The following is a 25,206-nucleotide window of genomic DNA, read 5'->3' on the forward strand; positions in this document are numbered from 1 at the left end:
GTTGGGTGGGGAGATGGCGGCGGTTTGCGGCAGCAGTAACGCGGCCGGGCACCGCCTCAACTATCGGAAGCCGGGATGGGCCAGACAACTGACATAAACTTGGCGGTGCATAACCTGCGGTAATGATACGCCGCCGGGCGTCAGCCAATCGCCACCTGCTCCAGCAGCCAGTTGCGCACCTTGGCGATGCGGGCGCGGTCCTGGTGGTTGGGCGGCACCACGAAATAATAGCCGAGATCGCGGCGCAAGGGCCGGTCGATCGGACAGACCAGACTGCCGCTGCGCAGTTCGGTTTCCAGCATGGCGGGTTGGCCCATGGCGATGCCCAGCCCGTCCAGGGCGGCTTGATAGGTCAGGAGCGAACTCGGGAACATCAGCGGTTCCTTGGTCTCCACCATCGTCACGCCGGCCGCCTCCAGCCAGTCGGGCCAGTCCCGCCGCCGATAATGGGAATGCAGCAACGGGTAGCGCAGCAGATCGGCCGGAGTCTTCACCGGCGGACCGTCGGCCAGCAGGGTTGGACTGCACACCGGTATAATCTCGTCGGCGAAAAGGAAAACCGACTCCATGCCCTGCCAATCGCCGGTGCCCAACTGGATCGCCGCATCGACATTGTCGCGGGCGAAATCGACGGGCGTCACCGCGGTTCGGGTGCGCAGCCGCAGATCGGGATGGTTGGTTTGCAAGTGCGGCAGGCGACGCATCAGCCATTTCGCCATGAAGGTCGCATAGACTTGCAGTTTCAAAGGCGCGGCGGCGCGGGCCGACACCAGTTCGTCGGTAGCCTCGGCGATGCAGCGGAAGGCCGGGGCGATCTGTGCGGCGTATCGCTTGCCCTCGGCGGTCAAGGTCAGGCCGCGGGCCTCGCGGTGGAACAGCCGCACCCCCAGGTAATCCTCCAGCAGGGCGACCTGCCGGCTGACCGCCGGCTGGGTGACGCTCAACTCCTCCGCCGCCTTGGTGAAGCTGCCGTGCCGTGCCGCGCATTCGAAGACATGGAGCGGGTTGAGCGGGGGGATCGGGCGCACCGTCTCGGCTCCATTACAAAAGGTTATATATGCCCAACAACTAGGAATTTGCCGCTTGTTCGTCAATGCGATTGATTGTCTGCAACGCAAATCGATAGCCCCGTCGGAGCCATGGACTTTCAACTCAACCAGGAACAGCGCGCCTTCGCCGACTCCGTGCGCCGCTTTGCCCGCGCCGAGCTGGCTGCCGACGCGCTGAAGCGCGCCCACTCCCCGGCCTTTCCCTGGGACGTGGCCGCGAAACTGTCGGAGATGGGGCTGCTGGGCATCACCATCCGCGAGGAGGACGGCGGCGTCGGCGGCACACTGATGGACGCGGTGATCGCCATCCAGGAACTGGCGCTGGTATGCCCCAAGAGCGCCGACGTCGTCCAGGCGGGCAATTTCGGGCCGATCCGCACCTTTGCCGAATATGCCAGCCCCGAGCAGAAGGAGCGCTGGCTGGGCGACCTGCTCGGCGGACGCAAGTTGCTGGCGCTGGGCATGAGCGAACCGGACGCCGGATCGGCCGTCACCGACCTGAAGACCAGCGCCCGCGAGGATGGCGACCATTATGTCATCAACGGGTCGAAGGTCTTCTCCACCCACAGCCCGGAAGCGACGCTGTTCCTGATCTATGTCCGTTTTGGCCCCGGGGTCGGCGGCATCGGTTCGGTGCTGATCGAACGCGGCACCCCGGGCTTCACCGTCGGTCAGCCCTCCGCCTTTATGAGCGGCGAGGAATGGTGTCAGCTCTATTTCGAAGACTGCCGGATTCCCAAGGCCAACGTCCTGTTGGGGCCGGGCGGTTTTAAGAAGCAGATCGCCGGCTTCAACGTGGAGCGCATCGGCAACGCCTCGCGGGCGCTGGCGCTGGGCCGCCATGCCTTTAACCTCGCCAAGGACCATGCGGAGACGCGGACCCAGTTCGGCCGTCCGCTGTGCGAATTCCAGGGTCTGCAATGGAAATTCGCCGACATGGCGCTGAAGCTGGAAGGCGCGCAGCTGCTGCTCTACCGCGCCGCCACCAATGCCGACAACGGTCTGCCGTCAGCCTATGAAACCTCAATCGCCAAGCTGGCCTGCAACCTCGCCGGCTTCGAGGTCGCCAATGAAGCCCTGCAGATCATGGGCGGCACCGGGTACAGCCAGGAAGCGCTGGTCGAATATTGCGTGAAGCGAACGCGTGGCTGGATGATCGCCGGCGGCTCCATCGAGATCCTGAAGAACCGCATCGCCGAAGAGCTGTTCGAGCGTCGCTTCGATCAGCGCCCACCGCGGGAGAGCCGGTCGTGAGCGGCACCGCCCTTAAGGGCTGCAGCGGCTCAGCTCTTGCCGAGGCCTTGCTGCGGCCACGCTCCGTGGCCCTGGTCGGGGTGTCGGACGACATCGCGAAGACCGCCGCCCGTCCGCTGCGTTTCCTGCGCCGTGCCGGTTATGGCGGCGAGGTCTACAGCGTCAATCCAACCCGCGCCACCGTGCAGGGCGAGCCGGCCTTCGCATCGCTGTCGGCCCTGCCGCAACGGCCGGACCATGCCTTCATCCTGACCGGCACCGACGCGGCAATCGCCGCGCTGGAGGACTGCGGGCGTCTGGGCATCCCGGTCGCGACCATTCTGGCCGGCGGCTTTTCCGAGGCGGGCGACACCGGCATCGAACGCGAACGGCGGCTGGCCGAGATCGGGCGGTCCTACGGCGTGCGTGTGCTTGGCCCGTCCAGCATCGGCGTGGTCAATCTGCATGAGCGGCTGGTGCTGACCGCCAACGCCGCCTTCGCCGAACCAGACCTGCCGGAAGGCGGGGTGTTCGTCGCCTCCCACAGCGGAAGCCTGATCGGTGCCATGCTGTCGCGTGGCAAGGCGCGTGGCGTCGGCTTTGCCGGGCTGGTGTCGGTCGGCGGCGAGGTGGACCTGTCGGTCGGTGAAATCTGCGAAGCGACGCTCGACGACCCGAAGATCGGCGGCTATCTGCTGTTCCTGGAATCGATGCGCAACGCCGACGCGCTACGCCGCTTCGCTCTGGCGGCGGCGGAGCGCGGCAAGCCGGTGGCGGCCTACAAGCTTGGCCGCTCGGCGGAGGCGGCGGAACTGGCGGTCTCCCACACCGGTGCGCTGGCCGGAGAGGACGACGTCGCCGACACCTTCCTGCGCGATTGCGGGATCGCCCGAGTGGAGTCCTTCGACGGACTGCTGGAGATCATGCCGCTGCTCAACCGGATGCCGGCGAAGTCCGTGCGGCAACCCGCCGTCGGTGTGGTCACCACCACCGGCGGCGGCGCGGCCATGGCCATCGACCAGCTTGCCATCCGCGGCGTGCGGGTCGCCGCCCCCAGCCCGGACACCGTGCGTCGTCTCGCCGAGGTGGGGATCACGGCCGGAGAGGGGCGCCTGGTCGATCTGACGCTGGCCGGCACCCGCTACGACGTGATGAAAGCCGCGCTGGGGGTGATGCAGACTGCGCCGGAATTCGATCTGGTGCTGGCGACCGTCGGCTCCTCCGCCCGATTCCAGCCCGATCTGGCGGTGGCGCCGGTGATCGACAGCGCGCGGGAGCATGACAAGCCGCTGGCCGCCTTCATCGTGCCGGAGGCGCCGGAAGCACTGTTGCGTCTGAATGCTGCCGGGATCCCCTGCTTCCGCGCGCCGGAATCCGCCGCCGACGTGATCGCCGCCGCATTCAACCGCCGGGTTCCCCGCCCCGAATTGGCGACCCCGCCGCTGCCGGTTCCACCGGATGCCGGATCGGGTGCCGGACGGACCATCGACGAGGCCGAGGCCTATCGTCTGTTCGCCCGCGTCGGCATTCCCCATGCGCCGATCGCGGTGCTGACGGTCGGCGAGCCGGTGCCGGAGCTTCCCTTCGCCTATCCGGTGGTCGCCAAGGTCCTGCACCCGGACATCGCCCACAAGACCGACGTCGGCGGCGTGGCGCTGAACATCGCCGATGTCGATGCGCTGTCCGCCGCCATGGCCGCGATCCGTGACCGGGTCGAAGCCGCGCGGCCGGGCGTCAGCGTGCGGGAAATCCTGGTCCAGCCGATGACCCGCGGTGTGGGTGAGGTTCTGGTCGGTCTGCGCCGCGATCCCCAGGTCGGGCCGGTGGTGATGCTGGCCGCCGGCGGCGTGCTGACCGAGATCTACCGCGACCGCGCCCTGCGGCTGGCGCCGGTGGACCGGGCCACCGCGCTGGAGATGATCGGCGAGGTGAAGGCGCTCCAGGCCCTGGCTGGCTATCGCGGCCGGCCGGCCGGCGACCTCGGCGCCGTCGCCGATGCGCTGGTCGCGGTCTCCCGCCTTGCCCTGCTGGACGACGTGACCGTGCTGGAGGCGGAGATCAATCCGCTGATAGTGATGGCCGACGGACAGGGGGCGGTGGCGGTCGATGCGCTGGTCCGGCTGGCAACGGCGGACGCGGACAGTCAAGCCCAAGAAGACGACACTAAAAACCGTTCCGGGAGGAACCGATAATGCCCAAGCCGGATGTGCTATCACTGCCGGAGCTTGTGAACGCCAATGAACGGCTCGTCCATCGCGGCCGTTTCCTGACCGCGGTGATGCGGCTGGACATCGGCGCCGACGCCTATCTGATCTCCATCGACCGCGGGCGGATCGCCGAGGTGCGCAAGGGGCCGTTCGTCATGCCGTCCTGGACCTTCGGCCTGTCCTGCCGGGCCGATGCGCTGGAGCGCTTCTGGCAGCCGCTGCCGCCGCCGGGCTTCCACGACCTGTTCGCCCTGCTGCGGCGGGGGGACCTGACCCTGTCCGGCAACCTCCAGCCCTTCATGGCCAACCTCCTCTACATCAAGGACGTAATGGCCAGCCTGCGCAGCCCGAAGGAAACCGCCTGATGCGTGCGACGATCGAATCCATCACCGGACGTTACATGCGGCTGGACTACAAGGGCCGCGAACATCGAATCTATTTCGAGGAGGCGGGACAGGGCATCCCGCTGGTCTGCCTGCACACCGCCGGGTCGGACGGACGCCAGTTCCGCGGGATCCTGAACGACCCGCGCATCACCCGCGACTTCCGCGTCATCGCCTTCGATCTGCCCTGGCACGGCAAATCCTCGCCGCCCGCCGGGTGGCAGGACGGCGACTACCAGCTGACCAGCGCCGACTACACCGACATCATCCTGACGGTCTGCCGGGCGCTGGAACTGGACCGGCCGGTGGCGATGGGCTGCTCCATCGGCGGGCGCATCGCGCTGCATCTGGCGATGGAGCATGCCGAGGAGTTCCGCGCCATCATCGGGCTGCAATCCTCGGCCCACGTCCATCCCTATTACGACACGACCTGGCTGCATCATCCGGACGTGAACGGCGGGGAGGTCTGCGCCGCCATCGCCGCCGGGCTGGTCGGGCCGAACGCGCCCGACACCCACCGCTGGGAAACGGTCTGGCACTACATGCAGGGCGGTCCGGGCATCTTCAAGGGCGACCTCTATTTCTACAAGGTGGACGGCGACATCCGCCATCGGCTGAGCGAGATCGACACCAGCCGCTGCCCGCTCTATCTGCTGACCGGCGAATACGACTATTCCTGCTCTCCGGCCGACACGCTGGAGACCGCCGCCTGCATTCCCGGTGCCACCGTATCGATCATGCCGGGGCTGGGTCATTTCCCGATGAGCGAGGATCCGGACGGCTTCATCGCCCACTTGCTGCCGGTTCTGAGCGAGATCGCTCACCGCTGAGTGCCGTTCCGGCGGCAAGCGTTCCGGCCACCATCGCTTCGACAATAACCACCCGCCGCCCCCAATAAGGGCGGCGGCCATCAATACCCCGGGGAGGGACCATTCATGCGTGCCATCACTGTTCGAGTGCCCGGTCTGCGGGCGCTGACCGCCACGGCTGTCGTTGCGCTGACCATCGGTCTGGCCGGCGGTGCGGCCGCCGAGATTTCAGGCAAGACGGTGAAGATCGGCGTGCTGACCGACATGTCCGGTCCCTATTCCGACAATGTCGGCGCCGGAGCCGTGCTTGCTGCCCAGATGGCGGCCGAGGATTTCGGCGGCAAGGTCAATGGTGCCGCGATCGAGATCGTCTCAGCCGACCATCAGAACAAGGCGGACGTTGGATCCGGCATCGCGCGACGCTGGTATGACGTCGAAGGCGTCGATGCGATCACCGAAGTGGTGTCGTCCGCCGTGGCGCTCTCCGTCCAGGGCATTTCGCGCGACAAGAACCGCATGTTCCTGGCGACCGGCCCCGGTACGCCGGAGTTGACCGGCAAGGCCTGTTCGCCCGTCGGCGTGCATTGGGCCTACGACAACTATGCCTTGCCGACCGTCGCCACCACCGCCCTGGTCAAGCGTGGCTTGAAGGACTGGTATTTCCTGACCGCCGACTACAGTTTCGGCCACGCGCTGGAAGGGGAGGCGACCCGTGTGGTCAAGGCCAACGGCGGCACCGTCGTCGGGGCAGTACGGGCACCGCTCAACACTGCGGACTTCTCCTCCTATCTGCTGCAGGCGCAGGCGTCATCGGCCACCGTGGTCGGGCTGGCGAATGCCGGAGCCGACATGATCAACGCCGTCAAGCAGGCGAACGAGTTCGGCATCACCGCCAGCGGCAAGACGATGGCGGCACTGCTGGTCAACCTGCCCGACATCCATGCCCTGGGGCTGGAGAGCGCGCAGGGTCTAACCTTCGCCGAAAGCTTCTATTGGGACATGAATGATGAGACGCGGGCCTGGAGCAAGCGCTTCATGGACCGTTTCAACGGCCGGGCGCCCGGCGGCCTGCAGGCGGCGGTCTATGGCGCCGTCACCCATTATCTGAAAGCGATCCAGGCGATCGACAGCGATGACGCCACCAAGGTGGCTGAACAGATGCGCAAGATGCCGATCAACGACTTCTACACCAAGAACGGTTCCATCCGCCCTGACGGCCGGGTGATCCGCGACATGTATCTGATGCAGGTGAAGAAGCCGTCGGAGTCCAAGGGACCCTGGGACTATTACAAGGTCTTGGAGACGGTGCCCGGCGACAAGGCCTTCCGTCCGATGGATCAGGGCGGCTGCCCGCTGGTGGCGAAGTGAGCGGCACACCGCCAGCACAGTCCGGCGGAACGGTTCGGCTGGAGCGGGACGGCGGGGTGGCCGTGATCGTCATCGACAACCCGCCGGTCAATGCCGGCTCCACCGCCGTGCGCCGCGGGTTGCTCGATGCCATCGCGACGGTCGCGGCGGACCCCGGTGTTGAAGCGGCGGTTCTGATCGGCGCCGGCAAGACCTTCATCGCCGGGTCCGATCTGCGCGAGTTCGGCCAACCTCTGGAGGAGCCGCAGCTTCCCGCCGTCATCGCCGCCATCGAGGCTTGCGCGAAACCGGTGGTCGCCGCCCTGCACGGTGCGGCGCTGGGCGGTGGGTTCGAGTTGGCGCTGGGCTGCGACGCCCGCGTCGCGGCGCCCGGCACGCGGGTTGGCCTGCCGGAGGTGACGCTGGGCATGATTCCCGGTGCTGGCGGCACCCAGCGCCTGCCGCGTCTGGTCGGCATCTCCACCGCCATCGGTCTGATCTGCGAAGGCCGGCGCGTGGCCGCCGCTGACGCGCTGGCTCTCGGGCTGGTCGACGCGCTGGCGAGCGACGACGGGGTGGAGGCGGTGCGCGCCGCTGCCGTCGCGCATGCGCGGAGCCTCGCGGGATGCAAATGCCGGGTGGCTGACAAGCCTGTCCCGGCCGAGCCGGCCGAGCGCATCGAGGCAGCCGCCGGGGCCGCCATGCGGGCCGGCCGTGGCCGTCCTCCGGTAATCGAGGCGATTCGTGCCGTCCGTGCCGCGGCAGAGCGTCTACTGGACGAAGCCCTGGCCGAGGAGCGCGCGGTTTTCCTACGGCTGCGCCTGGAGACGGAGGCCTTTGCCCGCCGCCACCTGTTCTTCGCCGAACGGGACGCGGTCCGCCTTGCGGAACTGGAGGGCGTGGCGCCGCGGCGGCTGGAACGGATCGGCGTGGTCGGCGCCGGCACCATGGGGACCGGCATCGTCATCGCCGCGCTGGACGCCGGCCTGCCGGTGACGCTGCTGGAACGCGACGCGCAAGCGCTGGACGTCGGATTGGCCCGGCTGCGCGACCACTACGCTCGCCGGGTGGATGGCGGGAAGATGTGCGCCGGGGAGGCCGGGAAGCGGCTCGCGGCACTCGATCCCACCACCGACATGGTGGGCCTCGGCACCGCCGATCTGGTGATCGAAGCCGTGTTCGAGGATCTGGAGGTCAAGCAGGACCTGTTCCGCCGGCTCGACTCCGTGGTGGCGCCGGGCGCCGTGATGGCGTCGAACACCTCCTACCTGGACCTCGATGCCATCGCGGCGGCGACCAGCCGGCCGCGGGATGTGGTCGGGCTGCATTTCTTCAGCCCAGCCAACGTCATGCGTCTCCTGGAGGTGGTCCGCGGGGCGAAGACCTCGCCCGACGTTCTGGCGACCGCCCTCGCGCTGGCGAAACGGCTGGGCAAGCTGCCAGTGGTCGCAGGCAACGCCTTCGGCTTCATCGGCAACCGGATCTATGCGGCCTACCGTCGCCAATGCGAATTCCTGATCGAAGAAGGCGCCCTGCCTGCGGGGGTCGATGCAGCCCTGGAACGTTTCGGCTTTGCCATGGGGCCGTTCGCGGTCGCCGATCTGTCGGGACTGGACATCGCTTGGCGGATGCGGCGGCAACAGTCGGCGACGCGGGACCCGGCAGCCCGCTATGTTGAGATTCCGGATCGGCTGTGCGAGTCCGGACGGCTCGGCCGCAAGACCGGCGCCGGCTATTACCGCTATCCACCCGGCGCCAAGCGTGGCAAACCGGATCCGGTGGTGACCGGGCTGATCGAAGCGGCGTCGAGCGCCAAGGGCATCCTCCGTCGCGCCATCCCGGACGAGGAGATCGTCGGCCGGGTGCTGCTGACCATGGTCAACGAGGCTGCCTGTCTGCTGTCCGAAGGCGTGGCCGCCCGCGCGTCGGACATCGATCTCGTGCTGGTCAACGGCTACGGCTTCCCAGCCTGGGAGGGTGGGCCGCTGTTCTGGGCCACCCGCCAGGATCCGTCGTGGCTCAGGGCCGAGCTGGCGCGGTTGGCAGACCTCAGCGGGCCGGGTTTCCGGCGTTGCGATCCGGGCGTGATTCCCGCCGTCTGAGTCCATCTAACTTGGCTGAATAGAGGCGATGATGACGAACACCACCTATCCTGACCTTCGCCTGTGGATCGGTGGGCGCTGGATCGGGGCCGGGCATCGGTCCTGCGAACCGGTGATCAACCCGGCGACCGGTGCGACGCTTGGGCTGTTGCCCAGCGCTGGCGCCGACAATGTGGATGCGGCCGTCGCCGCTGCGGCCGACGGCTTCCGGGTCTGGCGGCGGACCAGTGCCGTCGAGCGCTCGGCGCTGCTGCGCCGCACGGCCGATCTGATCCGGGCGGATGCGGGTGGACTCGCTGCGCTGATCGCGCTGGAACTGGGCAAGCCGATCCTCGAGGCCGGGCGCGAGGTCGAGACGGCGGCCGGTATGTTCGACTGGGCGGCCGAGGAATGCCGCCGGTCCTATGGCCGCATCATCCCGCCCCGCACGCCGGGCCACCGGCTGATGGCGCTGCGCGAGCCTGTGGGGCCGGTGGCGGCCTTCAGCGGCTGGAACGCCCCGGCGATCACCCCGGCGCGCAAGATCGCCGGCGCGCTGGGGGCGGGCTGCTCCATTGTCATCAAGCCGTCGGAAGGAACGCCGGCGGCCGCCCTGTTCATCGCCCGCGCGCTGGCCGAGGCCGGTTTGCCGGACGGGGTCGCCAACATGCTGTTCGGTAACCCCGGCGCAGTCGCCGAGCGGCTGTTGGAAGCCGAGGCGATCCGTATGGTGTCCTTCACCGGCTCAATCCCCGTCGGCAAGCATCTGGCAGCCCTGGCGACGCGGACCATGAAGCGCGGCGTGTTCGAACTGGGCGGCCACGCCCCGGTGCTGGTTTTTCCCGACGTGGATGTCGAGGCGGTGGCCCGCAGCGCCGCCGCCGCCAAGTTCCGGAGTTCCGGGCAGATTTGCACGTCGCCGACCCGCTTCTATGTGCATGAAACGATCCATGACCGCTTCGCCGCCGCTTTCGCCGAGGCCGCCTCTGCGATCCGCGTGGGCGATCCTTTCGATCCCGCAACGCAGATGGGGCCGGTGCAGAATGCCCGCCGGCTGGCGGCGATCGAGGCGCTGGTGGAGGATGCCCGGCGCAACGGCGCGGCGGTGGCGGCCGGCGGCGCCCGCATCGACGGCCCCGGCTTCTTCTATCAGCCGACGGTGCTGACCGGGGTCACCGCCGCCTGCCGGGCCGCCGGCGAAGAGCCGTTCGGGCCGCTGGCGCTGATTGCCTCCTTCCGCGATGCGGACGAGGCGGTGGCGCTGGCGAACCGCCTGTCGCTCGGGCTGGCCTCCTACGTCTTCACCCGCGATCTGGCGCTCGCCGACCGGCTGGTGGCGGACATCGAATGCGGCAATGTCGTGGTGAACCACTGGGTGGTCTCGCATCCGGAAACACCCTTCGGCGGCATCAAGGACAGCGGCATCGGACTGGAGGGCGGCACCGAAGGCTTCCAGGCCTTTGAACAGGTGAAGTTCGTCAGCCAAGCGCCCCATTGATCGGGAGGCTGCGGAGCGCCGTTACGCCATCTGGGCGAGCAGAGCGTCCAGCATCCGGTCGCAGGCGGCCAACTGGTCCTCGGCGATGAACTCGTCGGGCTTGTGGGCTTCGCCGATGCTGCCGGGGCCGCACACCACGGTGGGCATCGACAGACGTTGCTGGAACAGCCCGCCTTCCGTGCCGAAGGAGATCTTGCCGGTGCTGTTGCCGCCGGTCAGCGATTTGACGAAGGTGACAACCTCGGCGGTGCCGTCGGTGTCGAGCGCCGGATAGCTGGAAAGCTCGGAGATGGTCAGACCGGCGGTCGGAAAATCGGGACGTAGGCGCCAGACGATGGCGTCGGCTTCCGCCTGGATGCCGTCCAGCAACGGTTCCACCGGATCCTGCGGAAGATGGCGGATTTCGAAGTCGAGACGGCAGTGGTTCGGCACGATGTTCAGCGCCTCGCCACCGTGGATGACCCCGGCATGGATCGTGGTCCAGGGCACATCGTAAGCGCCGTCATGGGCGCCTTCGTCACTCAGTCGTTTCTGAATGCGACGAAGCCCGCTCAACAGGTCGCTCGCCAAATGGATCGCGTTCAATCCCTGCGGCGCTAGGCTCGAATGGCATTCGACGCCGTGGCATTCGGCACGCAGAGCGGTCTTGCCCTTATGGGCGGTAACCACCTGCATGCTGGTCGGCTCGCCGACGATGCAGAAGCGCGGGCGGACGGGCAGGGCGGCCATCATCTCGATGAGCCGCCGGACGCCGAGACAGCCGACCTCCTCGTCATAGGACAGCGCCAGATGCAGCGGCTGGGACAGGGTCCGTCCGGCGGCGCGGTCGAACAGGGCGAGGGCCGCGGCGATGAAGCCCTTCATGTCGGCGGTGCCCCGGCCGAACAGCTTGCCGTCCCGGCGGGTCAGCCGGAAGGGGTCGCTGGTCCAGGCCTGCCCCTCCACCGGCACCACGTCGCTGTGTCCGGACAGCAGGACGCCGGGACGGTCCGCCGGCCCCAGCGTCGCGAACAGGTTGGCCTTGCGTCCATCCTCGCTCGGCACCAGCCATGTCGCGGCACCGACGGCCTCCAACCGTACCTGCACCCAGCGGATCAGGTCGAGGTTGCTGTCGCGGCTGACGGTGTTGAAGGCCACCAGCCGGTCGAGGATGTCGATGGTCGCCGTCATCTGGATCGTCCCTGTTCGTTCGGATTATCAATCAGGCCGCGTGCAGCCGGTCGACGGCGCGGCGCCAGCCGTTGCGGATCGCGTCGGCATCGACATGCCGGCCGTCGCGCACCACCAGCCGCCCGCCCGCCACCACGTCGTGCACGGGATTGCGGGCGCCGGCGAAGACGTAGGAGTCGAGGAGTGTGTCGTCGCTGCGGCCGTAGAGCCGCGGATCGTCCGGATCGAGCACCACCAGATCGGCGCGCTGTCCGACCTTGAGCCCGCCCGCCGGCTCCGGCAGGCCCAGCGCCTGCGCCCCTCCGGCGACCGCCGTCCGGTAGAGCGCCGCCCCGGTCGATGTGCCCGGATGCGGTGCCAGCAGGTTGCGTCGTCGCGCGGCGAGGCGCTGTCCGAATTCCAGCAGGCGCAGCTCCTCCGCCACATCGATGACGATCTGGCTGTCGGATCCGATGCCGAAGCGCCCGCCTTGTGCCAGGAACTCGCGTGCCGGGAACAGCCCGTCGCCCAAATCGGCCTCCGTCGTCGGACAGAGCCCCACGACGGCGCCTGACGCGGCGATTCCCGCCACCTCCGCCGGTGTGACGTGGGTGGCGTGGACGAGGCACCAGGACGGCCCCGGCCAACCACGGTCGAGCAGCCAGTCCACCGGCCGCCGCCCGGACCAGGCGAGGCTGACGTCGACCTCCGCCGTCTGCTCGGCGACATGGATGTGGATCGGGGCCGTGGGGTCGAGCGCAGACAGTCCGTCCAGCACCGCCTCGGCGGCCTCCGGCGATACGGCGCGCAGGGAATGCAGGGCCAGACCGACGCGATGGTCGCCGGGTGCCGCGCGGCAGGCGGCGGCGATGTCCAGCAGCCGGTCGGGGGTGTTGAGGAAGCGCCGCTGCCCTTCACCGGCCGGCTGTCCGCCGAAACCGCCCTGGGCGTAGAGCACCGGCAGATGGGTCAGCCCGATGCCGGTGGTGTCCGCCGCAGCCAGGATGCGCATCGACATCTCGGCCGGATCGGCATAGGGCCGGCCGTCGGGGGCGTGGTGGAGGTAATGGAATTCCGCCACCGAGGTATAGCCCCGCTCCAGCATCTCGGCATAGGCCATCGCTGCCACCGCCTGGAGGCCGTCGGGATCGATGCGGCGGACGAAGCCATACATCACCTCCCGCCAGGTCCAGAAGCTGTCCTCCGCCGGTCCGGCCTGCTCGGTCAGGCCGGCCATCGCCCGTTGGAAGGCATGGCTGTGCAGGTTGGGCATGCCGGGGATGACCGGCCCGGCGGCCCGCTCCACCCCAGCAGGCGGCTTGTCCAACCCTGTTTCGATGGCAGCGATCAGCCCCTGCGCGTCGAAGCGCAGCAGCACCCCCGACGCCCAGCCGCCGGCCAGCAGCGCCCGGTCGCAGAAAAGCCGGTCGAGCCGGCGTGCGGCGGTCATCGCTCCATGCTCCCCGTCCCCATCACTTGGCGTCGAAGTAACCGGCCTGGATGGTCTTGCCGATCAGGTTGCAGATGATGCGGCCGGCGGTGATGGCGGTGATGCCGTTGAGATCCTTCTTCGGTGTGATCTCCACGATGTCCATGCCGACGACGCGGCCCTTGGCCACCAGCCCGTGGATCAGGGTGCGGATCTGCGGATAGGTGACGCCGCCCGGCGCCGGACCATTGACCGCCGGCATGATGGTCGGATCCATGCCGTCGGCGTCGATGGTCAGGTAATACCGGCCGCCGTCAGGAATGCGGTCGAGCACCGCCTTCATGCCGATGTCCTGCAATTCGACGTCGGGAACCAGCACCGCTCCGTAGGACAGCGCCGCTTCGACCTCTTCCGGCCGGGCGCTGCCGGCGGAGCGCAGGCCGATCTGGAAAATCTGGCCGATATGATCCATCTCGGCGGCACGGCGGATCGGGCTGGAATAGCCGTTGCGGGCGCCGTTCACATCGTCGCGCCAGTCCAGATGGGCGTCGATGTGAACCAGGGTGATCGGCCCCTGGTCGTCATAGGCGCGCAGCACCGGGATCGGGATGCCGTGGTCGCCGCCGATGACGATGGGCAACATGCCCTTGGCCAGCATTCGCCGCACCACCGCCTCGGCATTCTGGTAATGCAGGTCGAGATTGCGGGGATCGGCCTTCACGTCGCCGCAATCCACCACCTTGATGTCCTTGCCGCCCAGCAGCGGACCGCCGATGTCGAAGTCCCAGCGCTCCAGCTTGCGCAGCGCCCGCTCGGTGTAGCGGCGCACCCAGGTCGGGGCGTTGGTCTGGTCGTTGGTCACCTCGTCGATCGAGTAGGGATCGCCGTAGGGGATGCCGAGAATGCCGATATGGCCGTCGAGCTGGTCGAGATCGGTGCAGATCGGAAAGTCGAGGAAGCTCTGCAGTTCGCGGCGCGGCTGGTTGGTCAGGCTGGTGCTCATGGCGGCGGTTCTTCTTGTCGGTTGGCGGGACGGTTGGCGGCGGGACCGGCGCGTCAGGCGTCGGGGATCACCGCGATCGCATCGACCTCCACCACCCATTCCGGGCGGGCGAGCGCGCTGATCACGAGACCGGTCGACACCGGATGGACGCCCTTCAGCCACTTGCCGATGGTGCGGTAGACCGGCTCGCGGTAGCGCGGATCGGTGATGTAGACGGTAATCTTGCAGATGTGCTCCAACTGCGAGCCCGCCTCTTCCAGCAGCATCTTGATGTTGGCCATCGCCTGTTCGGTCTGGCCGGCGGCATCGCCGACGGCGACGCTTTCGCTGGTGTCGAGGTTCTGGCCGATCTGGCCGCGGACGAAGACCATGGTGCCGCGCGCGACGACGGTCTGGCACAGGTCGTTGTCGATCGACTGCTCCGGATAGGTCTTCTTCGTGTTGAACTGGCGGATGCGGGTGTGGACGGTCATGGCGGAAGTCCTGGCTAGGTTTGGGATTGGATCGGAAGGCAATGGGGTGGCGTCCGGCGGTCCCGTTCTGGTGCGCCGGCAGGAAAGGTGTTCGGAAAAGGCCCGGTCAGTGCGGGGCGTCGCCAGCCAGTTCCGGGAAGACCGCAGCGCGTTCGGCCAGCGTCGCCAGCGGGATGTGGCAGGCGATGCGGTGGCCGTCGGCCGTCTGGTGGACCGGCGGGGCCTGCTCGTCGCAGACCGCCCCCAGCTTGCGCGGACAGCGAGCGGCGAAGGCGCAGCCCTGCCCGCCGGGGGCGGCGGTGGCGTCCTCCAGCAGGATGCGCGGCGCCTCCACCCCGTCCTCCGCCAGCCGCGGCACGGCAGACAGCAGCGCCTCGGTGTAGGGGTGGTAGGGTGGGCGGAGCACGCGGCTGATCGGGCCCTCCTCGCAGATGGTGCCGCCATAGACGACCAGCACGCGGTCGGCGATGTGCGACACCACGGCGATGTCGTGGGTGATGAAGAGATAGGACAGCCCCATCTCGTCGCGCAATTCGGCCAGCAGGTTCAGGATGTTGGCCTGGACCGAGACGTCGAGCGCCGACACCGCCTCGTCGCAGACGACGAAGTCGGGGTCGGTGGCCAGCGCGCGGGCGATGTTGACGCGCTGGCGCTCGCCGCCGCTCAGTTCGTGCGGATAACGGTCGGCATAAGCGGCCGGCAGCCCGACGCGGGTCAGCAGGCCGGCGATTGTCTTGCGCCGTTCCTCCGCGTCCGCCCGGCCGGCCAGCACCAGCGGCCGGTCCATCGCCGCACCGACGGTCTTGCGAGGATTCAACGAGGCGGCGGAATTCTGGAAGACCAGTTGGGCCCGCCGGCGCAGATCCTGGTCGCCCTGCTTCACCTGCCGGGTCAGGTCGACACCGTCGAACAGCACGGTGCCGGCGCTGGGTTCGGTCAGCGCCAGCAGGGCGCGGCCGATGGTGCTCTTGCCGCTGCCGCTTTCGCCGACGACGCCCACCACCTCGCCGCGGCCGATGGTGAAGGAGACATCCTCCACCGCCACGGTGCCGGCCCGGCGCAGCCAGGGCAGGAAGGAGCGGCTGGCGCCGTAGACCTTACGCAGATGATCGACCTCCACCAGTGGGGCGGAACGCTGCGCCGGTGCTGGCGGGGCGGACGCGCGGGCCGCAGCATCCTCGTCCGGCCAGGGCGTGCCGGCCAGGGCATCGGCCTTCCAGCAGCGCACGCCGTCGCCGGAGTTATCCGTCAGCATCGCCTGCGGCCGGGTGCGGCAGGTCTCTTCGGCGAAGGGACAGCGCGGGGCGAAGACGCAGGCGGCGGGCGGCCCGGACAGCTTGGCGACAGTGCCGGGGATCGAGGGCAGGCGGTGGCGCCGTCCGGCGGTGATGCGCGGCAGGGCGGCGACCAGCCCTTTGCTGTAGGGATGGGCCGGGCGGGACAGCACGCGGCCGGTCGGCCCCGTCTCCACCACCAGCCCGCCATAGAGGACGGTGACGGTTTGGCAGATGCGGTTGACGATGCCGAGATTGTGGGAAACGAACAGCGCACTCAACCGATGGCTGTCGCACAGCTTCGCCAGCAGATCGATGATGCGGGCCTCCACCGTCACGTCCAGCGCCGTGGTCGGCTCGTCGAGGATCAGCAGCTTCGGCTCGCAGCCGAGCGCCGTGGCGATCAGCGCCCGTTGCTGCATACCGCCCGACAGCTCGTGCGGATAGGCGGCGGCGACCCGGCGGGGATCGCGGATGCCGACCTCGGCCAGCAGGTCCTGCACCCGCACCGCCGCCTGCCGCGAAGAGAAGCCCTTGTGCTGGATCAGCGGTTCGGCGATCTGGCGGCCGACGGTCAGCGCCGGGTTCAGCGAGGTGAAGGGATCCTGGAAGACGGCGGCGATCTTGTCCCCGCGCAACGCCCGGCGTTCCGGTGCGGACAACCGGCGCAGATCGGTGCCGTCGAAAAGGATCTCGCCGGAGTCCACCCGGCCGCCCCCGCCCAGCAGGTCGAGGATCGCCATGGCGATGGTGCTCTTGCCCGATCCGGACTCGCCGACCAGACCCATCACCTCGCCGGGACGGATGGCGAAGCTGACGTCGCTGGCGGCGCGCAGCGTGCCGCGGGCGTTGCCGTAGCTGATGGTCAGGCCGCGGACGTCCAGCAGGGGCGTCGGTTCGGGAGCGATCGCCCGGACGACCGACGGCGGGACCGCCGGGCGGGCTTGCGGAGCGGTCATCATCTCAGTGCGCTCCCGTGTTGCGCGGGTCGAGCAGGGCACGCAGCCCGTCGCCCAGCAGGTTGATGCCGATCACTGCGGTGGCCAGTGCGAAGCCGGGGCACAGCGCGATCCAGGGCGCCTGTTCCACGAAGGGGCGGGCCTCGCTGATCATCAAGCCCCAGTCGGAGGAGGGCGGCTGCGCCCCCATGCCGATGAAGCTGAGCGAGGCGCCGAGCAGGATGGCGAAGACCACGCGCAGGCTGGCCTCCACCGCCAGTGGCGGCCAGATGTTCGGCAGGATTTCATGGAACAGGATGTAGGCGGCGCTCTCCCCGCGCAGGCGGGCGGCGGTGATGAACTCCTCCTGCATCAGCTCCAGCGTGATGGCGCGGGTCAGGCGGACCACCTGCGGCACATAGACGATGCCGATGGCGACGATGGCCTTCCATTGCGCCGGCTGGGTGACGGCCAGCACCAGGATGCCCAGCAGGATCGGCGGGAAGGACATCAGCACGTCCATGGCCCGCATGATCGCCTCGCCGATGCGCCCGCCCTTGTAGCCGGCGATCAGCCCGAGCGGGATGCCGGCCAGCAGGCTCAGCGCCGTGGCGGCGACGCCCATCACCAGCGAGCTGCCGGTGCCGACCAGGGTGCGGCTGAACACGTCGCGGCCGAACTCATCGGTGCCGAACCAGAACTCCGGGCCGGGTGGCTGCAGCCGGCTCATGATGTTCATTTCGTCATAGGGGTAGGGGGCGAGCCAGGAGCCGGCGACGGCGGCCACCACCAGCGGGGCAAGCAGAAGAATGCCGAGGATGAGCGAGACGGGCAGGTCAGGCAGTCGGCGGCGCGTGGCCAGGCGGACGGGGGACGCGTCGGTCATGTCAGGCGGCCTTCATGCCGTGGCGGATCTTCGGGTTCACATAGGCGTAGAGCAGGTCGGCGGTCAGGTTGGCGAGGCAGTAGGCGGCGGAGACCACCAGGATCGTCGCCTGGATCAGCGGCAGGTCGTGGCGCTGGATGGCGAACAGCAAAAGCCGGCCCATCCCCGGATAGGAGAAGATCGTCTCGATCACCACCACGCCGCCCAGGATCAGGCCGAAGTCGATGGCGAGCACGGTGATGGTCGGCAGCAGCGCGTTCTTCAGCGCATGGCGCAGGATCACCACCGATTCCGGCATGCCCTTGGCGCGTGCGAACTTCACGTAGTTGGTCTGCAGCACGTCGATCATGCTGGACCGTGTCAGCCGGGCAATGCGGGCCAGCAGCATCAGCACCAGCGTGACGACCGGCAGCACCAGATGCGAGGCCCAGGGCAGGAACCCGTCGGAGATCGGGGCATAGCCGCCGGTCGGCAGCAGCTTCATGTAGCTGCCGAAGATCAGCACCAGCACGATGGCCCAGAAGAAGTCGGGGACCGCGATGCCGAGATAGGAGATGCCGGAAACCAGCTGGTCGGTCAGCTTGCCGCGCTGCACCGCCGCCAGGACGCCGAGCCCGATGCCGACCACCGCCACCACCGCCAGCGCCACGACGGCCAGCACCAGCGAGCGGGCCAGCGCCTCCATCAGGATGGGAGCGATCGGCTGTTCCAGCACCAGCGAGCGGCCGAGGTCGCCGCGCAGGATGCCGGCCGCCCACTGCCCATACTGGACGATCAGCGGTTGGTCGAGCCCAAGCTTGACCGCGATGGCGTCCACCACCTCCTTCGAGGCGAACTGGCCGGCGATCATCGAGGCGACATCGCCGGGCATCGCCTGCGTCACCAGGAAGATCAGGACCGACATCACGGCCAGGACCAGCGCCAGATAGACGAGACGGGTCAATGTGTAGGCAAGCATGGCAGCATCCCCGGAAGGAGGAAGGGGGAACCGGCCGCCATGGACGCGGCCGGTTCCCGATCGGCCTCAGTCGACCGACACGTCGCGCAGGTCGAGGAACATCATCGGGTGCGAATGGAAGCCGTGCACCTTGGTGCTGAGGCCGTTGATGTGGTTGATGACGTAGGGGATCACGCCCGGCGAATCCTCCACCGCCAGCGCCTGGACCTGCTGGTAGAGCGACTTGGCCTCGTCCTCGCTCTTGGCTTGGCGGGCGTTGTCGAGCAGCGTGTCCATCTTGGGGTTGGAGTAGTTCCACAGCGCGGTGTTCCACGATCCGCGGGAGTGGTACCAGGGATAGACGGAGGTATCGATGGTCGGACGGCTGAAGAAGCCGTCAATGTAGAAGCCGGCTTTACCCTCGATATCCTTCAGGAAGACGTCGAAAGGCACGCGCTGGACATTGACGGTGATGCCCGCCGGTTTCAGCAATTCACGCACGGCAAGGCCGAGACGTTCGCGGGTGGCGCGGCCGGCCGGCGTGTGCAACGTGACCTCGAACCCGTTGGGATAGCCCGCCTCGGCCAGCAGCTTCTTCGCCCCCGCCGGGTCGCCCTTGGCGATCTTCAGATCCTTGTTGTAGTAGGGGTGGCTTGGCGGGATCGGCGAATGGGTCGGCGTGCCGTGCCCGAACAGGGCGATTTGGGTGATCGCCTGCTTGTCGAGTGCCATCGCCACCGCCTTGCGCACGCGCGGATCGTCGAATGGCTTCACCTTGTTGTTCATGATGACGCCGTCCCAGGTCGAGGTCGGGACGGAATCGATCTTCAGCTTCGGGTCGGCCTTGATCTTGTCGATGGCCTCCAGCGGCAGGTTCCACACCATGTCGAGCTCGCCCGTGGTCAGCGCCGCCACCTGGGCGGCCGACTCCGGCAGGATGCGCACCACCACCTCGTCCAGCTTCGGCAGGCCCGGCTCGAAATAGTTGGGGTTGCGCTTCAGGACGATGCGGTCGCCGGGGGCGAAGGAGACGAACTCGAACGGACCGGTGCCGATCGGCTTGGAGGCCAGTGTGTCGACGGCGTCGCGCGGCACGATGCGCGCCTGCCGCTCGCCGAACAGCTCGGCGAAGCCGGCATAGGGGCTCTTCAACTGGAACTGGACGGTCAAGGGGTCCAGCGCCTTCATCGATTCAACGATCTCGAAATTGACGCGGGCGGTGGAGCCGGTCGCCTTGTCCTGGATGCGGGCGATGGTGGCGACGACGTCCTCTGCCTCCAGCTCCCGGCCGTTGTGGAACTTCACGCCCCTGCGCAGGTGGAAGGTCCAGGTCTTCAGGTCGTCGCTGTGCTCCCAGCGTTCGGCCAGATCGGGCTTCACCGTCATGTCGTGACCGATGACGGTCAGGCCGTTGAAGATCAGATAGGCGGCGACATACTCCTGACCGCCCTTCATTTTGGCGGGATCCAGCGTGTTCAGGTTCGAATCCACGGAGACCTTGAGCGTACCCGCGGCCTGGACCGACATCGCCGTCCCGGACAGGAGGATGGCCGAGAGCACGGCCCGCGCCACCATACGTCGCATCATCATGAAAGCCCCTCTGTTTACCGGTCCTTTCGGCGGACCTTGGTTTCTGCTTGATCAAAACGGTCTCACAAGGCCGCAGCCGGAGGAAAGGGGGGCGGGAGGGCGATAAACCGGGCGACAATCGGGCTAAAACTTAGGCAAGCGACCATATCGCATAGATATTGTGCAGTGCACTCTCGACGAAGCCGCTGGTTTTCCTGAGTTTTCCGCGAATGGTTCGATCGGCCCGCTTGTTGAAAAAGCGGGCTGTTGCTGATCGAGCGGCAGCCCACCATGATCGATTTTCATTGACATCATGAACAGCCGGCATGGTGGGTGAGGTCGAACAGGCGGGACAGGTCGGACTCCGCCTCAAGGTGGCGCAATTTCCGGTGGAGGCGTTCCGCTTCGTCCAGCCCGACCGCGCGGGCGGCGCAGGTTCGGAATTTGGTGGCATGCTCCGCCGCCGACAGTGGGCGGGCCACCGTGCCGCGTGCCGAGGCGCAGAAGCGGACGAAGCGCTCCCCCGAAGTCGTTTCGATGCCCACCTCTGCGCCCTCCGGTGCGGTGCGGGCGCGGTCGGGATCGGCGTTCCACCCGGGATCGACTGTCATCGAGACACAGGCCATGGCTTGGCGCAGCACCGGATCGGCCAGTGCCGCCTCATCCAGATGCTCCAGCGCCAGCGTGCCGTGCAGCATTGCACAGGCCACCGCGAAAGGCAGGCTGAAGCGGGCTTCCCCCGCTGTCACCGGGCGGTGATAGGTCAGGTTGGCGGCCACCACCGGCGGAACCCGGCAGTCGATTGCCCGGATGTCACGGGGCCTGAGTTCCCCTTCCGCCATCACGTCGCGCACCGCGTCGATGGCGGCATGGGCGGACAGGCAAACCGGATAGAGCTTGGTGTCGATGCCGGGGTCGAGCAGGCGCCAGCGCCGGCCAAGCGCGTCCAAAGCCGTCGGATCGAAGCGGTCCGCCGCGATCAGCCGGGCGAAACCGCGCGGATCCTCCACCACCCCATGGGGCACGGTCAGCCCCCGCGCGGCCAACCGGGCGGCCCGCACTCCGTTCGCCGCGGCCTGCGCCGCAAGCAGCGGCTTGGCACCTGTGCCGAAGCAGGCGCGCAAACCCCCGGTCCCGCACAGCGCAAAGGCGATGGCGTCTGCCGCAGTCCGGCCGTCCAGACCGAGAGCCTTTGCGCTGGCGGCGGCAGCACCGACGGTGCCGAACAGCGCGGTGGTCCACCAGCCGTCGTGATAAACCCCGTTGCCGACCGCTTCCGCCAACGCATATTGCGCCTCCGCACCGGCCACGACGGCGGTGAGCAGATCGCCCCCCGTACCGCCGGCCGCCTCGACCATCGCCAGCGCCGTCGGCACCAGGACGGCGGAGCCGTGGACGAAGCCGGCATAACTGTTGTCGTCGAAATCCAGTGCATGGGCGGCCGCGACATTGGCGAAGGCGGCACCCTCCGCGCACAGGCGGCCACCGGTCAGCAGCCGCGATGGTCCCGCGGCATAGCTTTCGCGCACTTCGTCCGCCGCCAGCCGGGTGGCCGCTTCCCTGGTCCCGGCGAGCGCCACCCCCAGCGTGTCGACGATGCAGTCCAGCGCGACGGCAGCGGTCGGTTCCGGCACATCGCTTCGTTGCAACCCCGCCACCCAATCGCCGATCCGCCGGGCGGCGGCGGTGGGGGAAGGGAGATCGTCAGGGGCCAGCGTCATGGCAGGGTCTCCGGCGGAACGTGCAAGCAGGTCCCCCAGGCTGCCGCGAAAATCACAATTACCGTCAGCCGAAGAAATTTATTTCATGGTCGGCATGAGCGGCATTCATGAGAGCATCTGGCATAAGATAGTATGCAATGTGCAGCCGCCACCAAACCCGAAGATGGGAGCCCCATGCATCATCGCGACTTCGATCTGGGATCCCTGGAAGTGTTCGTCGCCGTTGCCGAGCTGGGAAGCATGACCCGCGCCGCCGGGCGGCTGGGGCTGACGCAATCGGCCGTGTCGCATGTCGTTCGCCAGCTGGAAACCGCCTTCGCCACCCAACTGCTCGACCGCAGCATCAGGCCCATGGCACTGACCGCCGCCGGGCAGCGGCTTTGGCATTGGAGCAACCGCATCCTGACCGATGCGCGGCAATTGCCGGCGGTGATCGGCGGAACGGACGCGCCCTTCATGCCGGAACTGCGCATCGGCTGCATCGACACGCTGGCGGCGCCCTTCATTCCCCGGCTGCTTCAGCGGCTGCGCGACAATGTGCCGTCCTTCAGCATCGCGTCGGGCCTGTGCGGGCAGCTGCGCGAACAGTTCCTCGCCCGTCGGCTGGACGTGCTGTTCACCAACGACAGCTTCGACGACATGGATCAGGTGGACAGCCTGTGCCTGCTCACCGAACCCTTCGTGCTGCTGCTGCCGCGCAGTTGCCCCGAGGTCGTCGATGAAGCCGCCCTGCGGGCGCTGTCCCGGACGCTGCCGCTGATTCGCAGCACGACGGACAGCGCGCTCGGCCGGCTGGTGGATCAGCATCTGCGGCGCCTGGGTATGGAGGTGCCGCGCAGCTTCGCCTTCGACGCGACCGACACCGTGATGGCGATGGTGGCGGAAGAGATGGGATGGAGCCTGCTCCCGCCAACCGCATTGGTGAAAAGCCGTCAGCACCTGAACCATATGCGCGTGCTGCCGTTGCCGACTTCCGGGTTCCGCCGCTCGATCCATGTGGTGACCCGGAAGGGGGAGCTGGGCTCGCTGCCCGCCAACATCCACAAGGCGGGATGCGCAGTCATCAAGCAGGGATATTTCACCGACGTCTTCGCCATCTCTCCCTGGCTCAAGCCAATGATCCGACGCTGAGTGAACCGCACCGCGACTCCCCGAAGCCCCGCGTCCTGAGAGGGTCTATTCACCCCGCCAGCGCGGCGGGCGCTTGTTCAGGAAGGCGTCCATTCCTTCACGAAAATCCGCGCTCGTGTAGCACATCACGATCAGATCCTCTCCGGTCCCCGGATCGCCGCCCTGCCGGAGCCGGCGCAGCGCCTCCTTGGTCGCGCGCAGGGTCAGCGGCGCGTGGGATGCCACGCTGCGGGCGAGTGTTTCCGCGCGCTCCGCCAGCGCCGCCGCGTCGGCGACGACCTCCGACAAGAGGCCGATGGCCTTCGCCTCGTCAGCCTCGATCAGGCGCGCGGTGAAGATCATCTCCGTGACGCGGGCGGGACCGATCAGCGCCGACAGCCGGGCGTAATTGCCCATCGACAGGCAGTTGCCCAGGGTGCGCGCGATGGGAAAGCCGAATTTTGCGCTGGCGGCGCCAATCCGCAGGTCGCAGGCGGCGGCGATGCCGGCCCCGCCGCCGGTGCAGGCTCCGGCGACCGCGGCGATGGTCGGCACCCGGCAGCGCTCCAGGGCTCCCAGCACGCGGTCGATCCGCGCTTCGTAGGCCAGGGCGTCCTCCGCCGTCGTGAAGCTCCGGAACTGCGCGATGTCGGTGCCGGCGGCGAAGGCCTTGTCGCCGGCACCGGTCAGCAGCATCGCGCGGATGTCCGGCGTGTCGTCGACCTCGGCGCAGACCGACGCCAGCCGATCGTACATGGCGAAAGTCAGGGCGTTGCGCGCATGCGGCCGGTTGAAGGTGACGCGGGCGATGCCGTCGCGCACCTCGTAGAGCAGTTCGTCCGTCATCGTTCCATCGGTTCCGGTCATGCCACCACCCGCGCGCGTTCCATCGCCTCGACGGCATCCTGGTCGTAACCGAGCTCGGCCAGCACCGCCCGGCTGTGCTCGCCGAACGCCGGAGCCGGGCCGCGCACGCCGCCGGGGGTGCGGGAGAACTTGATCGGCAGGCCGAGCGTCTTCACCGGCCCGGCCCGGCTGTGCTCGACCTCCACCACCATGTCGCGGGCCAGAGTGTGCGGGTGTTCGTGCATGTCGGCGATGCTCAGCACCGGTCCGGCCGGGACGCCGGCCGCCTCCAGGACCGCCAGCCACTCGGCGGTGGTGCGCCGCCGCAGGATGGCGGACAGCAGCTCGTCCAGCTCCGCCAGATGGCGCATGCGGCCGGGGTTGTCGGCGAAGCGCGGATCGTCCTGCAGGGAACGCGCGTCCAGCGCCTCGGTCAGGCGCAGCCAGTTGGTCTGGTTGGCGGCGCCGACGTTGATCCAGCCGTCGGCGGTGGGGAAGGCCTGGTAGGGGCCGTTCAGCGGGTGCGCCGAGCCCATCGGACCCGGGCTTACCCCGGTGGCGAAGCGGATCGCCGACTGCCAGTAGGTGTGGATGATCCCCGCCTCGAACAGCGAGGTGTCGACCCGCTGGCCCTCGCCGGTGCGCTGGCGTTCGACCAGCGCCGCCATGACGCCCATGGCGCCCAGCAGCCCGGCGGTGATGTCGGTCACCGGGGCGCCGACCTTGACCGGCGGCCGGCCGGGGCCTTCGCCGGTGATGCTCATCAGCCCGCTCATGCCCTGGGCGATCAGGTCGAAGCCGCCGCGGTCGGCCAGCGGTCCGCTGCGTCCGAAGCCGGAGATCTCGCAGAAGACGATGCCGGGGTTGATGGCGCGCATCGCCTCGTAGCCGAAGCCCAGCTTCTCCATGGTGCCGCGGCGGTAGTTCTCGATCACCACGTCGGCGCCGGCGATCAGGCGGCGCAGCACCTGCTTGCCGTCGTCGGTCTTCAGGTCCAGCGCGATGCCGCGCTTGTTGCGGTTCATCGCCATGTAGGCGGCGGATTCGTCGTTGATGGTCGGCGGCACCATGCGGCGGCTGTCGTCGCCGCCGGGGATCTTCTCCACCTTCACCACGTCGGCGCCCATGTCGGCCAGCATCAGGCCGCAGACCGGGCCGGCCATGATGTGGGCCAGTTCCACCACCTTGATGCCGGCGAGCGGTCCGCCCGTGCGCCGTTGTTCCGTATCGGCCATCGCTTACGCGTCCTCAGCGTTTGAGTGTT

General features: G+C 68.3%; 20 protein-coding genes. 8 read left to right on the plus strand and 12 right to left on the minus strand.

What is annotated here, in order from left to right; genetic code table 11:
• Window positions 1-140: 140 nt before the first annotated feature.
• The gene (gene gcvA, locus M5E06_RS15405) at window positions 141-1,028 is read right to left on the minus strand and encodes a transcriptional regulator GcvA (protein WP_252138912.1); all 888 of its coding nucleotides are present in this window, start codon (window positions 1,026-1,028) and stop codon (window positions 141-143) included.
• Between the two features lie 111 nt (window positions 1,029-1,139).
• On the opposite strand from gcvA, the gene M5E06_RS15410 reads away from it, so the two are divergent.
• From M5E06_RS15410 to M5E06_RS15440, 7 genes are all read left to right on the plus strand, one after another.
• Window positions 1,140-2,303, plus strand: coding sequence for an acyl-CoA dehydrogenase family protein (locus tag M5E06_RS15410; RefSeq protein WP_252138913.1), 1,164 nt, complete (start codon window positions 1,140-1,142; stop codon window positions 2,301-2,303).
• The gene (locus M5E06_RS15415) at window positions 2,300-4,474 is read left to right on the plus strand and encodes an acetate--CoA ligase family protein (protein ID WP_252138914.1); all 2,175 of its coding nucleotides are present in this window, start codon (window positions 2,300-2,302) and stop codon (window positions 4,472-4,474) included. The genes M5E06_RS15410 and M5E06_RS15415 overlap by 4 nt, the downstream gene beginning before the upstream one ends.
• A complete protein-coding gene (locus M5E06_RS15420; protein ID WP_252138915.1) occupies window positions 4,474-4,854 on the plus strand; it encodes a hypothetical protein in 381 nt (126 codons plus the stop codon). The genes M5E06_RS15415 and M5E06_RS15420 overlap by 1 nt, the downstream gene beginning before the upstream one ends.
• Window positions 4,854-5,702: an alpha/beta fold hydrolase gene (locus M5E06_RS15425; RefSeq protein WP_252138916.1), complete on the plus strand. Its 849-nt coding sequence runs from the start codon at window positions 4,854-4,856 to the stop codon at window positions 5,700-5,702. The genes M5E06_RS15420 and M5E06_RS15425 overlap by 1 nt, the downstream gene beginning before the upstream one ends.
• Window positions 5,703-5,807: 105 nt before the next feature.
• On the plus strand, window positions 5,808-7,049 hold the full coding sequence (locus tag M5E06_RS15430) for an ABC transporter substrate-binding protein (RefSeq protein ID WP_109154826.1): 1,242 nt from the start codon (window positions 5,808-5,810) through the stop codon (window positions 7,047-7,049).
• Window positions 7,046-9,130, plus strand: coding sequence for a 3-hydroxyacyl-CoA dehydrogenase NAD-binding domain-containing protein (locus M5E06_RS15435; protein WP_252138917.1), 2,085 nt, complete (start codon window positions 7,046-7,048; stop codon window positions 9,128-9,130). The genes M5E06_RS15430 and M5E06_RS15435 overlap by 4 nt, the downstream gene beginning before the upstream one ends.
• Before the next feature lie 28 nt (window positions 9,131-9,158).
• Window positions 9,159-10,607: an NAD-dependent succinate-semialdehyde dehydrogenase gene (locus M5E06_RS15440; protein ID WP_252138918.1), complete on the plus strand. Its 1,449-nt coding sequence runs from the start codon at window positions 9,159-9,161 to the stop codon at window positions 10,605-10,607.
• A gap of 21 nt (window positions 10,608-10,628) precedes the next feature.
• Here M5E06_RS15440 and argE read toward each other — a convergent pair whose 3' ends face one another.
• The 9 genes from argE to M5E06_RS15485 all read right to left on the minus strand — a co-directional run bounded on the left by argE (window position 10,629) and on the right by M5E06_RS15485 (window position 21,986).
• Window positions 10,629-11,777 (minus strand): acetylornithine deacetylase, encoded by a 1,149-nt coding sequence (gene argE / locus M5E06_RS15445; protein WP_252138919.1) that lies wholly within the window; start codon window positions 11,775-11,777, stop codon window positions 10,629-10,631.
• Window positions 11,778-11,808: 31 nt separating this feature from the next.
• Window positions 11,809-13,206 carry a formimidoylglutamate deiminase gene (locus M5E06_RS15450; protein ID WP_252138920.1) on the minus strand — a complete coding sequence of 466 codons (1,398 nt, stop codon included), beginning with the start codon at window positions 13,204-13,206 and terminating at the stop codon, window positions 11,809-11,811.
• Between the two features lie 22 nt (window positions 13,207-13,228).
• Window positions 13,229-14,188 carry an agmatinase gene (locus M5E06_RS15455; protein ID WP_252138921.1) on the minus strand — a complete coding sequence of 320 codons (960 nt, stop codon included), beginning with the start codon at window positions 14,186-14,188 and terminating at the stop codon, window positions 13,229-13,231.
• Window positions 14,189-14,241: 53 nt separating this feature from the next.
• Window positions 14,242-14,661 carry a RidA family protein gene (locus M5E06_RS15460; RefSeq protein WP_252138922.1) on the minus strand — a complete coding sequence of 140 codons (420 nt, stop codon included), beginning with the start codon at window positions 14,659-14,661 and terminating at the stop codon, window positions 14,242-14,244.
• 106 nt (window positions 14,662-14,767) lie between these two features.
• Complete coding sequence (locus M5E06_RS15465; RefSeq protein WP_252138923.1) at window positions 14,768-16,897, minus strand: dipeptide ABC transporter ATP-binding protein; 2,130 nt, start codon at window positions 16,895-16,897, stop codon at window positions 14,768-14,770.
• A gap of 1 nt (window position 16,898) precedes the next feature.
• Window positions 16,899-17,759 carry an ABC transporter permease gene (locus tag M5E06_RS15470; protein WP_109154818.1) on the minus strand — a complete coding sequence of 287 codons (861 nt, stop codon included), beginning with the start codon at window positions 17,757-17,759 and terminating at the stop codon, window positions 16,899-16,901.
• A 1-nt stretch (window position 17,760) separates the two neighbouring features.
• Window positions 17,761-18,717, minus strand: coding sequence for an ABC transporter permease (locus tag M5E06_RS15475; protein WP_109154817.1), 957 nt, complete (start codon window positions 18,715-18,717; stop codon window positions 17,761-17,763).
• Between the two features lie 66 nt (window positions 18,718-18,783).
• Complete coding sequence (locus tag M5E06_RS15480) at window positions 18,784-20,286, minus strand: ABC transporter substrate-binding protein (RefSeq protein WP_252138924.1); 1,503 nt, start codon at window positions 20,284-20,286, stop codon at window positions 18,784-18,786.
• 290 nt (window positions 20,287-20,576) lie between these two features.
• Complete coding sequence (locus M5E06_RS15485) at window positions 20,577-21,986, minus strand: MmgE/PrpD family protein (protein WP_252138925.1); 1,410 nt, start codon at window positions 21,984-21,986, stop codon at window positions 20,577-20,579.
• 174 nt (window positions 21,987-22,160) lie between these two features.
• Here M5E06_RS15485 and M5E06_RS15490 point away from each other — a divergent pair, with 174 nt between their 5' ends.
• Window positions 22,161-23,117, plus strand: coding sequence for a LysR family transcriptional regulator (locus M5E06_RS15490; protein WP_252138926.1), 957 nt, complete (start codon window positions 22,161-22,163; stop codon window positions 23,115-23,117).
• Between the two features lie 45 nt (window positions 23,118-23,162).
• Here the strand turns inward: M5E06_RS15490 and M5E06_RS15495 are convergent, their stop codons facing one another.
• Window positions 23,163-23,963, minus strand: a complete 801-nt coding sequence (locus M5E06_RS15495; protein ID WP_252138927.1) for an enoyl-CoA hydratase/isomerase family protein — start codon at window positions 23,961-23,963, stop codon at window positions 23,163-23,165.
• Complete coding sequence (locus M5E06_RS15500) at window positions 23,960-25,177, minus strand: CaiB/BaiF CoA transferase family protein (protein ID WP_252138928.1); 1,218 nt, start codon at window positions 25,175-25,177, stop codon at window positions 23,960-23,962. The genes M5E06_RS15495 and M5E06_RS15500 overlap by 4 nt, the downstream gene beginning before the upstream one ends.
• Window positions 25,178-25,206 lie beyond the last annotated feature (29 nt).

The organism is Azospirillum sp. A1-3 (assembly GCF_023806445.1).
Lineage (GTDB): Bacteria > Pseudomonadota > Alphaproteobacteria > Azospirillales > Azospirillaceae > Azospirillum.

What these genes read in the sequence shown, in the direction of transcription:
- M5E06_RS15425 (WP_252138916.1), top strand. Translation starts at nt 4,854, where the DNA reads ATGCGTGCGACGATCGAATCCATCACCGGACGTTACATGCGGCTGGAC.
- M5E06_RS15490 (WP_252138926.1), top strand. Translation starts at nt 22,161, where the DNA reads ATGCATCATCGCGACTTCGATCTGGGATCCCTGGAAGTGTTCGTCGCC.
- M5E06_RS15410 (WP_252138913.1), top strand. Translation starts at nt 1,140, where the DNA reads ATGGACTTTCAACTCAACCAGGAACAGCGCGCCTTCGCCGACTCCGTG.
- M5E06_RS15465 (WP_252138923.1), bottom strand. Translation starts at nt 16,897, where the DNA reads ATGATGACCGCTCCGCAAGCCCGCCCGGCGGTCCCGCCGTCGGTCGTC.
- M5E06_RS15470 (WP_109154818.1), bottom strand. Translation starts at nt 17,759, where the DNA reads ATGACCGACGCGTCCCCCGTCCGCCTGGCCACGCGCCGCCGACTGCCT.
- M5E06_RS15440 (WP_252138918.1), top strand. Translation starts at nt 9,159, where the DNA reads ATGATGACGAACACCACCTATCCTGACCTTCGCCTGTGGATCGGTGGG.
- M5E06_RS15430 (WP_109154826.1), top strand. Translation starts at nt 5,808, where the DNA reads ATGCGTGCCATCACTGTTCGAGTGCCCGGTCTGCGGGCGCTGACCGCC.
- M5E06_RS15460 (WP_252138922.1), bottom strand. Translation starts at nt 14,661, where the DNA reads ATGACCGTCCACACCCGCATCCGCCAGTTCAACACGAAGAAGACCTAT.
- M5E06_RS15500 (WP_252138928.1), bottom strand. Translation starts at nt 25,177, where the DNA reads ATGGCCGATACGGAACAACGGCGCACGGGCGGACCGCTCGCCGGCATC.
- M5E06_RS15420 (WP_252138915.1), top strand. Translation starts at nt 4,474, where the DNA reads ATGCCCAAGCCGGATGTGCTATCACTGCCGGAGCTTGTGAACGCCAAT.
- argE (WP_252138919.1), bottom strand. Translation starts at nt 11,777, where the DNA reads ATGACGGCGACCATCGACATCCTCGACCGGCTGGTGGCCTTCAACACC.
- M5E06_RS15475 (WP_109154817.1), bottom strand. Translation starts at nt 18,717, where the DNA reads ATGCTTGCCTACACATTGACCCGTCTCGTCTATCTGGCGCTGGTCCTG.
- M5E06_RS15455 (WP_252138921.1), bottom strand. Translation starts at nt 14,188, where the DNA reads ATGAGCACCAGCCTGACCAACCAGCCGCGCCGCGAACTGCAGAGCTTC.
- M5E06_RS15485 (WP_252138925.1), bottom strand. Translation starts at nt 21,986, where the DNA reads ATGACGCTGGCCCCTGACGATCTCCCTTCCCCCACCGCCGCCGCCCGG.
- M5E06_RS15495 (WP_252138927.1), bottom strand. Translation starts at nt 23,963, where the DNA reads ATGACCGGAACCGATGGAACGATGACGGACGAACTGCTCTACGAGGTG.
- M5E06_RS15450 (WP_252138920.1), bottom strand. Translation starts at nt 13,206, where the DNA reads ATGACCGCCGCACGCCGGCTCGACCGGCTTTTCTGCGACCGGGCGCTG.
- M5E06_RS15480 (WP_252138924.1), bottom strand. Translation starts at nt 20,286, where the DNA reads ATGATGATGCGACGTATGGTGGCGCGGGCCGTGCTCTCGGCCATCCTC.